The organism is Mucilaginibacter sp., from assembly GCF_965200995.1.
GTDB lineage: Bacteria > Bacteroidota > Bacteroidia > Sphingobacteriales > Sphingobacteriaceae > Mucilaginibacter.
Genome location: NZ_OZ241743.1, coordinates 3,429,894 through 3,441,768, shown reverse-complemented (window position 1 = coordinate 3,441,768; position 11,875 = coordinate 3,429,894). Strand labels below are relative to the sequence as shown.

The 11,875-nt window shown below is 45.0% G+C and carries 10 protein-coding genes; 6 read left to right on the top strand and 4 right to left on the bottom strand.

The genetic code is table 11. The features are described 5' to 3' along the window. Positions 1-18 precede the first annotated feature (18 nt). Positions 19-2,211: a DNA helicase RecQ gene (gene recQ, locus ACY652_RS16030; RefSeq protein ID WP_462268283.1), complete on the bottom strand. Its 2,193-nt coding sequence runs from the start codon at positions 2,209-2,211 to the stop codon at positions 19-21. A gap of 232 nt (positions 2,212-2,443) precedes the next feature. Between recQ and ACY652_RS16025 the strand changes: the two genes are divergently transcribed. Next, positions 2,444-3,529, top strand: a complete 1,086-nt coding sequence (locus tag ACY652_RS16025; RefSeq protein ID WP_462265391.1) for a mannose-1-phosphate guanylyltransferase — start codon at positions 2,444-2,446, stop codon at positions 3,527-3,529. 94 nt (positions 3,530-3,623) lie between these two features. On the opposite strand, the gene rlmB is transcribed toward ACY652_RS16025, so the two are convergent. After that, positions 3,624-4,388: a 23S rRNA (guanosine(2251)-2'-O)-methyltransferase RlmB gene (gene rlmB, locus ACY652_RS16020; protein WP_462265390.1), complete on the bottom strand. Its 765-nt coding sequence runs from the start codon at positions 4,386-4,388 to the stop codon at positions 3,624-3,626. A gap of 282 nt (positions 4,389-4,670) precedes the next feature. Between rlmB and dnaB the strand changes: the two genes are divergently transcribed. Continuing rightward, a complete protein-coding gene (dnaB, locus tag ACY652_RS16015) occupies positions 4,671-6,230 on the top strand; it encodes a replicative DNA helicase (RefSeq protein WP_462265389.1) in 1,560 nt (519 codons plus the stop codon). Between the two features lie 121 nt (positions 6,231-6,351). Here the strand turns inward: dnaB and chrA are convergent, their stop codons facing one another. Further along, positions 6,352-7,551, bottom strand: coding sequence for a chromate efflux transporter (chrA, locus tag ACY652_RS16010; RefSeq protein WP_462265388.1), 1,200 nt, complete (start codon positions 7,549-7,551; stop codon positions 6,352-6,354). Between the two features lie 10 nt (positions 7,552-7,561). Beyond that, entirely contained in the window at positions 7,562-7,912 is a 351-nt protein-coding gene (locus ACY652_RS16005; RefSeq protein WP_462265387.1) for a tetratricopeptide repeat protein, read from the bottom strand. A gap of 47 nt (positions 7,913-7,959) precedes the next feature. Here ACY652_RS16005 and ACY652_RS16000 point away from each other — a divergent pair, with 47 nt between their 5' ends. The 4 genes from ACY652_RS16000 (at position 7,960) to ACY652_RS15985 (ending at position 11,867) form a co-directional block, all read left to right on the top strand. Next, positions 7,960-8,697, top strand: a complete 738-nt coding sequence (locus ACY652_RS16000) for an electron transfer flavoprotein subunit beta/FixA family protein (RefSeq protein WP_462265386.1) — start codon at positions 7,960-7,962, stop codon at positions 8,695-8,697. 35 nt (positions 8,698-8,732) lie between these two features. Continuing rightward, positions 8,733-9,710: an electron transfer flavoprotein subunit alpha/FixB family protein gene (locus ACY652_RS15995; protein ID WP_462265385.1), complete on the top strand. Its 978-nt coding sequence runs from the start codon at positions 8,733-8,735 to the stop codon at positions 9,708-9,710. Positions 9,711-9,744: 34 nt separating this feature from the next. Continuing rightward, entirely contained in the window at positions 9,745-10,344 is a 600-nt protein-coding gene (locus ACY652_RS15990; protein WP_462265384.1) for a bifunctional nuclease family protein, read from the top strand. 263 nt (positions 10,345-10,607) lie between these two features. Next, positions 10,608-11,867, top strand: a complete 1,260-nt coding sequence (locus tag ACY652_RS15985; RefSeq protein ID WP_462265383.1) for a nucleoside permease — start codon at positions 10,608-10,610, stop codon at positions 11,865-11,867. The last annotated feature ends 8 nt before the right edge of the window (positions 11,868-11,875 follow it).

Here is an 11,875-nt window from a genome sequence, read left to right as displayed (position 1 = left end):
GTTTTGATTTGTCAGGAATTAATTTCCCATTTCGCACATAAACTTTACACGCATTAGCTGTACTTCTTCGCGTGTGTAATCGGCAGCGCCCAACTCCTGCAAAGCATGGTCAATATCATCATCTTCGGCAGTACGGAAGTAATCATACACCTCATCCTGCTTGTCTTCGTCAATTACCTCATCAATATAATAGTTGAGGTTTAACCTGGTACCCGAGTGTACAATGGATTCTACCTCACGCAGAATGTCTTCGTAAGACAGGCCTTTGGATGAAGCAATATCCTCCAGATCCAAATGACGGTCAATATTTTGAATGATATAAACCTTCAGGGCTGATTTGTTGGCAGCGCTCTTGATCACCATGTCTACCGGCCGGTCAATATCATGATCCTCCACGTACTTTTTAATCAGTTCTGTAAAAGGTACGCCAAATTTGGCAGCCTTACCTGCCCCAACGCCCGATATCTGTTTTAGCTCATCCGTATTAATCGGATAATGCGTACACATTTCTTCTAAAGAAGGATCCTGAAAAATCACAAACGGCGGCAGGTTCTTTTGCTTGGCTATCTTCTTGCGCAGGTCTTTAAGCATCTGCAGTAATTGCGCATCCAAAGCGCTTCCGCCTTGTTTTGGGCCATCTTCGGTATCTTCATCTTCACCCGGTTCAACAGGCGTATTTAATACCATACGTATACTGTAGGGGTTATCAATAAAGGAATGCCCCTTGTCGGTTAACCGCAGCAACCCATAATGGTCAATATCTTTAGACAGGTAATTGTCCAGCAATGCCTGGCGTAAAACAGATTTCCAGATGGTTTCACCTTCTTCTTTACCGGCACCAAATACCTCAAGCAGGTGATGCTCATAATGGTGTACCTGCGGATTATCCTGCCCCATCAGCACACTGATTACATGGTGATCGTCAAACTTTTCGCCTAACTGCTTAATCAGGCTCAGTGCCTGGTGCAGCTGTGCTTCGCCGTCAAAGTGCGGCTTAGGCGTGGCGCAATTATCGCACATGCAGTTGCAGCCGCTTTCATCATAATTTTCACCAAAGTAGTGTAATAGTTGCTTACGGCGGCAAACCGATGATTCGGCATAATCAATTACCTCCTTCAATATCTGCGTGCCAATTTCACGTTCAGAAACCGGCTTGTCCTTCATAAACTTCTGCAGCTTATCCACATCCTTTTGTGAATAGAAAGCAACGCAGATACCCTCGCCGCCATCACGGCCGGCGCGGCCGGTTTCCTGATAGTAACCTTCCATGCTTTTGGGCACATCATGGTGTATTACATAACGCACGTCCGGCTTATCAATCCCCATACCGAAGGCTATGGTAGCCACAATCACTTCTACGTCCTCCATCAGGAACTTATCCTGCGTATCGGCCCGCACCTTAGCATCCAGGCCGGCATGGTATGGCAGGGCTTTAACCCCATTCAGCGTTAGCGCTTCGGCTACCTCTTCCACTTTCTTGCGGCTCAGGCAATAGATAATACCCGATTTGCCGGCATTCTGCTTGATGAATTTAACAATCTCCCTCAGTACATTGCGCTTGGCCCGTACCTCATAAAACAGATTAGAACGGTTAAACGATGATTTATACACCGTTGCATTGTTCATCTGCAGGTTCTTTTGTATATCCTGCTGTACCTTAGGCGTTGCCGTAGCGGTAAGCGCGATGATTGGGATATTATCACCAATATTGCTGATTACCTGGCGTATCTTACGGTATTCCGGGCGAAAGTCATGCCCCCATTCAGATATACAATGCGCTTCATCCACCGCTACAAACGAAATAGGATTGAGGCGTAAAAAATCAATATTATCCTGTTTGGTCAGTGACTCGGGGGCAACATATAACAATTTGGTTTTACCGCCCAGCACATCCTCTTTCACATGTGCAGCTTCGGCTTTGGTGAGGGACGAATTTAAAAAATGGGCAATACTGTCGGTACCGCCAAATGCCCTTAACTGATCTACCTGATTTTTCATCAGGGCTATCAATGGAGAAATTACTATTGCTGTTCCTTCGCTCATCAGCGCAGGCAACTGGTAACACATAGATTTACCGCCGCCGGTGGGCATAATCACAAAGGTATCTTTACCTGCTAAAATATTCGTAATAATCGCTTCCTGCTCTCCTTTAAAGTTATCAAAACCAAAAAAATTCTGGAGATTATCGAATAATGATTTCTTTGTTTCAATCATTTTCTAAGTGGATTTCCTTAAATCAAAATAAAGTTCAAAATAACAAATTTTTTTAATTATTGCCTGCTGCAATGTTAAAATATTGAACAAATATGATTTTCATTGAAAACATTTTGTTTTTTTGTTCATTCATTACAGCAACAAATTAACTGTGCCCCGGCTGGTTTAGTATTACCGGTTTGCAGTTATTTTCATAAGCTGATACTTAAGCTTACTTTTATACCCACTCATGAATAACAATTACTACGCTATAATTATGGCCGGTGGCATAGGAAGCCGCTTCTGGCCAATTAGCCGCACCTCTTACCCTAAGCAGTTTATTGATATCCTTGGCACCGGTAAAACATTAATACAAAATACCTACGAGCGTTTTTTGAAAATTTGCCCCAAAGAAAATATCTATATAGTTACCAATGAAAGTTATGCCGGTTTGGTAAAAGAGCAATTGCCTGATATAACCGATGGCCAGATATTAACTGAACCGGTAATGCGCAACACTGCTCCCTGCGTAGCTTATGGCTCGTTTAAAATTGAAAGCATCAACCCCGATGCCGCCATTGTGGTGGCCCCCTCTGATCACCTGATATTAAATGAAGACGCTTTTGTTGCCGCTATTGAAAAATCATTACAAACTGCTACCCGGCACGATTGCCTGATTACGCTGGGCATCAAGCCCTCAAGGCCGGATACCGGTTATGGCTACATACAATATACCGACGAAACGCTCAACGAAGAATTTCATAAAGTAAAAACATTTACAGAAAAGCCCACATTGGATATTGCCCGCACGTTTATACAAAGCGGCGACTTTTTGTGGAATGCGGGTATATTTGTATGGTCAGCCAAAAATATTGTAAATGCTTTCGGCATTTATCTGCCGGATATGCATGAAATTTTTGCCGAGGCACGTTCAAATTATAATACTGAAAACGAGAAAGCTCATATTAATCAGGCTTACCAGCAATGCACAAATATTTCTATCGACTATGGCATAATGGAAAAAGCCGGTAATGTATATGTGCTTCCTTCGGAGTTTGGCTGGTCTGACTTGGGTACGTGGGCTTCCATTTACCAGTTGGCCGAAAAGGATTATGTAGGCAATGCGGTAATCCCTTCTGAGAAGGTTATTATGTACGATTCATCCAACTGTATGGTGAATGTACCGGATGAAAAGCTGGTGGTATTGCAGGGACTGCACGACTATATTGTAGTTGAATCAAATAACACGCTTCTCATTTGTCCGCGCGACCAGGAGCAGAACATAAAGCAGGTAGTTGCCGATGTAAAGCAAAAGTTTGGAACGAAGTACATATAAAATAGAATCAAGAAACAAGAGCCAAGAATCAAGACATAATTTGTAGCTAAATCTTGATTCTTAGCTCTTGTTTCTTGATTCTATTTTCTTAATTCTATTCCCCTCCCCGCTGCCTTATAGCTTCATAAATTATTATGCCTGCGGATACTGAAACATTAAGCGATTCAATGGTGCCCTGCATGGGTATTTTCGCCAAATGGTCAGCAATGCGGATCAGTTCACTGCGTATGCCCTCATCCTCAGAACCCATAATGATGGCTGTAGGTGCGGTATAATCAGGTTTATAGATATACTCACTGGTCTTTTCTGTGCAACATACGGCCTGTAAACCTGATTCCTGCAAAAACTTTACGGTGTGTAATAAGTTATCCGCCCGGCATACAGGGATTTTAAATAAAGCGCCTGCTGAAGTTTTTATAGCGTCTGCATTAATCTGTGCGGAACCTTTGGCGGGCACAACGATGGCATGAACACCTGCACATTCTGCAGTACGGGCGATAGCGCCCATATTACGTACATCTGTAATACTGTCCAGCACTAATATCAGCGGTGTTTCTCCCCGTTCAAAAACATCAGGAATTATATTTTCGATTTTTTGATAAACAATAGAAGAGATAAAAGCCACCGCTCCCTGATGGTTTTTAGTAGTGAGCCGGTTTAATTTTTCTACCGGCACGTACTGTGCCTGCACCTGGTGCTCTTGCAAAACACCTTTCAGTTCATACATTAAACCACCGCTTAAGCCGCGTTGCAGGTATAGGGTTTCAATCTCCTTACCCGAAGTAATGGCTTCTATAACAGCCCTGATGCCAAATACGATCTGGTTCTGTTCCTGGCGCGGGCGGGAGTTATTATACATAAACCTGAATTGTTTAAGGCGCAAAAGTAACGCTAAATTACCGGAACACCCTTAACAAAAATTAGCCATAAAGAGTAACCTTAAATAGTTATCCACAAAAAGTACATTCAGCCTAAATCTACGCTTGTGGGGTGAAACAGGCAGATGAAGTCATTCTGATAAAAGTTATCCACATTAATTGTTGATAACTTGTGGATTATATGCACCAAAATTCACTGCTGTGGCCAGTAACTAAAAACAGGTGCTTAAACCCCGCCCCTATTTTAGCTATTTTTGTTTGCTATGGTATTTGAAGGAGAGAACAGCGGTAACACTTTTAGCAAAGCAGGAACAGGGCGCAGAGGCAACTTTACAACTGCCCCGGCCAGCAACCTGGGTAAGCTGCCGCCACAGGCCCGCGATTTGGAAGAAGCTATTTTAGGTGCATTAATGCTCGAAAAAGATGCATTATCATCCGTAATAGACGTATTAAAGCCTGAAGTTTTCTATGTAGAAGCGCATCAGAAAATATTTAGCGCCATACGTACATTATTTGAACGCACTTCTCCGGTTGATATTCTTACCGTTACTGCACAATTGCGCCAGCAGGGCGAGCTGGAAATGGTAGGCGGCGCATATGCCATTACTGAACTTACCAACCGGGTAGCCTCGGCCGCCAATATTGAATATCATGCACGTATCATTATTCAGAAATATATTCAACGTGAGTTGATACGTATTTCTACTGATACCATAAATACCGCTTACGAAGATACCACCGATGTACTGGATTTGCTGGATAAAGCGGAAAAGGGACTGTTTGACATTGCCCAGAACAACCTCCGGCGCGATTCGCGCAAAATGGATGATATCCTGCATGAAACGTTAAAGGAAATTGAATCCCTTCGAAGCAAAACAGATGGCCTTACAGGTATCGGCTCCGGCTTTACGGAGCTGGACCGCATGACCTCAGGCTGGCAGAAATCAGATTTGGTAATTATAGCCGCCCGGCCGGCTATGGGTAAAACGGCCTTTGTGCTGAGCTGCGCCCGCAATGCCGCAGTCGATTTTAACAAGCCGGTAGTTGTCTTCTCACTCGAAATGTCGGCTGTTCAGCTGGTTAACCGCCTGATATCGGGCGAATCTGAAATTGAGCAGGAAAAGATACGTAAGGGAAAAATGGAGGAATGGGAATGGCAGCAGATTCACTCTAAAATTGGCCGCCTGGAGCAGGCACCGCTGATTATTGATGATACGCCGGCCCTTAACATTTTCGAGTTCCGGGCGAAATGCCGCCGCCTGAAATCACAGTATGATATTCAGATGATTATCATCGATTACCTGCAATTGATGCAGGGTAAAACCGATGGCAAGGGTGGTAACCGCGAACAGGAAATCGGCCAGATATCGCGTTCGCTTAAAACGGTAGCCAAAGAGTTGAATGTACCGGTGATAGCGCTGTCGCAGTTGAGCCGTGCTGTAGAGAACCGGCCTGGCGGTTCAAAAAAACCAATGCTGTCGGATTTGCGTGAATCGGGTTCCATTGAGCAGGATGCTGATATGGTACTGTTCCTGTACCGCCCCGAATATTACGGCCTGGAGTTTGATGAAGATAATAACCCAACCCAGGGCGTGGGCGAAATTATAATTGCTAAGCACCGTAACGGCGAAACCGGAACGGTACGCTTAAAGTTTGTGGGCAAATATGTGAAGTTCACCGATTTGGATCAGGGCATTGGCAACTATCTGCCGCCGGGCGGCAATGCATTTACCGGCCTTAACCCTTCAACTGATTTTGACAACCCGGCTAACAGCATCACTCGTCCTTCCCGCATGGATGATCTGGATGAACCGCCGTTTTAACAGAAAATCATTAAGATCAAAAGGATACTTTTGAAGTAAAGTTGCAAATCGCTTGCCTTTACTACAGCCAGGTAACTGTATCTTTACTTGTTGCTTCGCTTTGCCTGTGTTTTTTCAGCAGCTAAAACATTAGGCCTAAAACTACACTAAGCAATATAACTACCGGTGTTTTTACCCTGGTGAAATGCAGCAGTAAAAACGAGCCGGCCATAATGAGGTATGCTGTCCAGCTCTGGTTAAATGGTGTAACCAGTAACAGCAATGCTGTAATCATAAACCCTACCGCTACAGCGTTAATACCGCTCAATGAATTTTTAATGCGTGCAATTTTTTTCAGGTCTTCCCAAAAGGGTACAATAAACAGTATCAATATTAAACCCGGCAGGTTTATACCTATTACTGCAACCAAAGCACCAATTACCTGGCCACCCAATCCGTAGCCGTTACTGCCCATACTTAAACTGCCTACAAACGAAGTAAAAGCGAAGGTGGGGCCGGGCAGCGCCTGCTGCAATGCATAACCCGAAAGAAAGGCGGATTCGCTCAGGTAATGCTTTAGTTCTACAAATTCGGTAAACATTAAGGGAACCAGTACCTGCCCCCCGCCAAAAATAAGGATACCGTTACGGTAAAAATTTTCGAACAGGCGAACAGGCAGGCTGAACGGCGAAGTGCGGTTAATGAGCGCACCCAAGGCAGCAAAAATCAACAGGATACCAATAAAATAAGCCAGTTTTTTAGGATTTACTTGTGAGAATAACTTCACCCGCAGCTGGTCTTCGTGCGGCTGTGTTTCCAGGGCTGAAGAAATTATCCCTCCCAGTAAAATCAATATGGGAAACGCATAAGGGTTACGCAAAATGAGCGTAGCCAGAACAGAAGATAATGCCAGTAAGCGGTTAATGGGCGTATTTAAAAACCGTATGGCAAAACTGTAAGCTGCATAGGCCACAATACCGATGGCAGCCGGGCGTATAAAGGTGAGCACATGCGCCACCTTGCCGCTGGCCGCCAGCATCTGGTAACTGATGGCTGCAATACACATAATCACCGCCGAGGGCAGCACCCATATTAAAAAGGTAAGCAGCGCCAGTTTTATCCCGCCTACCTTCCAGGCCACACCTACCAGCGTTTGCGTAGATGACGGCCCCGGCAACACCTGCGATAAAGCGTTTAATTCCATCAGCTCCGCTTCGGTAACGTAGTGCCGCTTCTCCACAAAATCGCGCAGCAAAACGGCAATATGCGCCTGCGGGCCGCCAAACGCTGTAAACGTGTATACAAACGCATCGCGTAAAAACAGCAATTGCCGGTTTTTCAAACTTTAATGTTTAATAGTCATCGTCGTCCTCATCATCGTACAGGCCGGAAGCGGCATTATAAACGGCCTGCAACTCCGAAAGGGCATGGTTATCACGGGCCGCACGGGCTACCTGCATTCCCTGCGTGTAAGTGGTAACGGCATCCGCTTTTCTGTTTAAGCTTTCGTATAATTTGCCCAAATGGTAATAGGTGCCTACATAGGCCGGGTGCTCGCTTACCAGCCGTTCATAATAGTGCAGCGCATCGGCAGTTTGGTTAAGGCGCAGGTATTCTGTTGCCAGTGCATACAGCAAAAAGGGATCATTGGGTTCGTTGTTTAAAAATTCAAGTAGCTTGGCTAACCGTCCTTCTGGCTGCATATTAAAATCGGTGTTTTTTGTTAGATTTGCACAAATCTGATTATGATATGAAGATATTGGTTTGCATCAGCAATGTGCCCGATACCACTACAAAAGTAACTTTTACCGGCAACAACACACAATTTAATACCAGTGGTGTTCAGTTCGTGCTCAATCCGTATGACGAGATTGCACTGGCCCGGGCTATTGAACTTACTGATGGCGGTAATGGTACGGTAACCGTAATTCACGTTGGCGAAGCATCGGCCGAGGCTACCATACGTAAGGCATTAGCCATTGGCGCTACGGATGCTGTTCGCGTTAATGCCCAGCCGCTGGATGCCTACTTTGTAGCCGGACAGATTGCGGCATACGTACAGCAGAATCCTTTCGATTTGATTTTAACCGGCAGCGAATCCATTGACTATAACGGCTCAAAAGTAGCCGCTATGTTAGGTGAGTTACTGGACATGCCATCCATTTCCATTATTAAAAAACTCGACATCAGCGGCACGCAGGCAACAGTTGAGCGTGAGATTGAAGGCGGCAAGGAAATAATTGAATTGCCCCTGCCCTTTGTAGCCGGCACAGCCGAAGGCGTAGCCGAACCCAAAATACCTAATATGCGCGGCATCATGACCGCCCGCACCAAGCCGCTGGCCGTAATACAACCGGTAGAAGCTAAAACCTTGTCAGCTATTATCAGCTACGAAACGCCGGCCCCGCGCGGCCAGGTGAAGATGTTGCCCGCTGATGATACACAGCAATTAATTGGCTTATTACACAGCCAGGCCAAAGTTATTTAATCATCTACAGACTCAAAACACCAGACTATACAACCATGCCAGTTTTAGTATATGCCGAAAATACGGAGGGTAAATTCAAAAAGTCCATTTACGAGGCGGTTTCTTATGCCAAAGCTATTGCAGGGCAAACCGGTACTACGGTAACCGCTGTTTCTATTGGTAATGTAGCCGCAGATGAGTTGACTGCTTTAGGCAGTTACGGCGCAGATAAAGTGCTGAACGTATCGAATGATCAGCTTAACAACTTTGTAAACCAGGCTTATGCTGCGGTAATTGCCGAAGCGGCTAAAAAGGAAGGTGCAGAGGTGATCGTGATTTCAAATTCTTTTTCGGGCCGTGGCTTAGCGCCGCGTGTAGCCGTTAAACTTACCGCCGGCATTGTAGATGGAGCCATAGGGCTGCCCGAACAAACCAACGGCGGGTTTACCGTTAAGAAAACTGCATTTTCGGGTAAGGCGTTTGCAACCGTAGAGCTTACCTCGGCCATAAAGGTAATTGCTTTAACGCCCAATGCCTACCAGGTAAATGAGCAGCAGGGTAATGCGCAAATAGAAGATTTTACGCCACAAACCCGGCCGGACGATTTTAAGGCGATGGTAAAAGAGATTGTTCGGGCTGCGGATAAGGTTTCCTTGCCCGATGCAGAAATTGTGGTATCAGGCGGCCGGGGTTTAAAAGGCCCCGAAAACTGGCATTTGCTGGAAGAACTTGCTGATGCGCTGGGTGCAGCTACTGCCTGCTCCAAGCCGGTATCAGATGCGGGCTGGCGGCCGCATAATGAGCACGTAGGCCAAACCGGTATTACCGTTAGCCCCAACTTATATATTGCCGTAGGCATTTCGGGCGCCATTCAGCACCTGGCGGGTATAAGCGCCTCAAAAGTTATTGTAGTTATCAACAAAGATGCCGAAGCGCCGTTTTATAAGGTAGCAGACTATGGTATGGTAGGTGATGCCACCGAGATATTACCAAAGCTAACGGCTGCTGTAAAAGCGTACCGCGCCTCAGCTTAATTATTGATATGAGTGAATTGTGATGGGTAACAACATGAAAAAATTAAAGCTGGATATTGTAGGCTTATCCTACAGCCAAACGCAATCCGGCGCTTATGCTCTGGTACTGGGCGAGGTAAGCGGCCGGCGGCGGCTGCCTATTATTATCGGCAGCTTTGAAGCACAGGCAATAGCCATAGAGATTGAAAAGATGACGCCCAGCCGCCCGCTTACCCATGATTTGTTTAAAACCTTTGCCCAGGCTTACCAGATACAGATACAGGAGGTAATAATCTATAACCTGATTGATGGAATATTCTACTCCAAGCTCATCTGCTCAGACGGGAAGAAGACCATTGAAATTGATGCACGCACCTCTGATGGTATTGCTATGGCGGTACGCTTCAACTGCCCTATCTACACTTACGAATTTATCCTGTCAACAGCCGGAATTGTAATAGAAGGTAACGACTTTGTGTATCTTGAAAATATGAGCGAAGCACCGGAAGAAAAGACAACGCCTTCTGCTGCAGGAAATTATACTTCTTTAAGTGATGAAGAGCTAAAAGCTAAATTACAGGAAGCACTGGCCGATGAAGCTTATGAAAAAGCAGCCAAGCTGCGTGATGAACTGAATAAACGGAAGGCATCATAGGCATGTACTTTTTGTAATAAGTTATCTATAACAGCGTGTTACTGCAAGGTACAAAGCAATTCCAAACTTACAGAGCCGCTTTGCAGGGTTAACTTATGCAGCAGAGAATGGCACCCATTCCTGGCAATGATGCGCCGGAGGTAAATTTACTATGTATGCAGGGGGCAGAAATTCTAAGCCTCCTCTCTTCGCATTCCGCATATATTTCCTTACTTTTCAGGCTGAATTAATTGTTAACTATTTTCTGATTTAATCCAGACGGTATGAACATTAAGCTTCGCTTAATTGCGATGAACTTTATGCAGTTTTTTATCTGGGGGGCATGGCTTATTACTATCGGCACCTATTGTTCTCAAAATAAACACTGGTCTTTCACGCAATTCGGCGCTATATTTTCTACCATGGGCATTTCGGCTATTTTTATGCCTGCCCTTACCGGTATCATTGCCGATAAATATATTAATGCCGAAAAGCTTTACGGGCTGATGCATATTTTGGGGGCAGCCGTGTTATTTAGCTTACCGCTGGTCACTGATCCTTCTGTTTTCTTTTGGGTGATGCTGCTTAATATGGTGTTTTATATGCCAACCCTATCACTATCTATCACCGTGGCCTACTCGGCCTTAAAAAGCAGCAATCAGGATGTGGTAAAAACCTATCCCCCTATCCGTACCTGGGGAACCGTAGGTTTCATTGCGGCGTTATGGACGGTGAGTTTAACGCACAATGAGAAATCCTCCAACCAGTTTTACATTGCTTCGGTTGTTGCGATGGCTTTAGGCATCTATGCATTCACCTTGCCAAAATGCCCGCCTATATTTAAAACAAAGAATAAAACCTCGATGGTTGATTTGCTGGGCTTAAAGGCATTCACACTGTTTAGAACACCCAAATTTGCTGTATTTTTCATCTTCTCCATGCTGTTAGGCGCCGCTTTGCAACTCACTAATGCCTACGGCGATCCTTTTCTGCACAGTTTTGGCAACATCACCGCTTATCAGGATACCACTATGGTAAAATATCCCGCCATAATTATGTCCATCTCACAGATGTCGGAAACGCTGTTCATCCTGGCTATACCCTTCTTTTTAAGAAAGTTTGGAATCAAGAATGTGATGCTGATCAGTATGCTGGCCTGGGTGCTGCGTTTTGGATTGTTTGCCTATGGTAACCCGGCAGGCAGCTTCTGGATGATCATACTCTCCTGCATTGTATACGGCATGGCCTTTGATTTTTTCAATATTTCCGGCTCGCTGTTTGTAGAAACGCAAACCACGCCCGAAATACGCGGCAGTGCACAAGGGGTATTTATGATGATGGTAAACGGTTTTGGTGCACTTTTCGGCAGCCTGATCAGCGGTGTAATTATCGATAAGTATTTTACGCTGGCTAATGGCACCAACAACTGGCATGGCATATGGTTGTGCTTTGCAACTTATGCTTTGGTAATTGCCGTTGTATTTCCATTTATATTTACCTATAAGCATAATAAAGTAGCAGAACACGCTGTTAATCACGCCTAATACCTTAA

Coding starts and splice junctions, on each gene's coding strand:
- ACY652_RS16025 (WP_462265391.1), top strand. CDS start 2,444: ATGAATAACAATTACTACGCTATAATTATGGCCGGTGGCATAGGAAGC.
- rlmB (WP_462265390.1), bottom strand. CDS start 4,388: ATGTATAATAACTCCCGCCCGCGCCAGGAACAGAACCAGATCGTATTT.
- dnaB (WP_462265389.1), top strand. CDS start 4,671: ATGGTATTTGAAGGAGAGAACAGCGGTAACACTTTTAGCAAAGCAGGA.
- ACY652_RS16005 (WP_462265387.1), bottom strand. CDS start 7,912: ATGCAGCCAGAAGGACGGTTAGCCAAGCTACTTGAATTTTTAAACAAC.
- ACY652_RS16000 (WP_462265386.1), top strand. CDS start 7,960: ATGAAGATATTGGTTTGCATCAGCAATGTGCCCGATACCACTACAAAA.
- ACY652_RS15995 (WP_462265385.1), top strand. CDS start 8,733: ATGCCAGTTTTAGTATATGCCGAAAATACGGAGGGTAAATTCAAAAAG.
- ACY652_RS15990 (WP_462265384.1), top strand. CDS start 9,745: ATGAAAAAATTAAAGCTGGATATTGTAGGCTTATCCTACAGCCAAACG.
- ACY652_RS15985 (WP_462265383.1), top strand. CDS start 10,608: ATGAACATTAAGCTTCGCTTAATTGCGATGAACTTTATGCAGTTTTTT.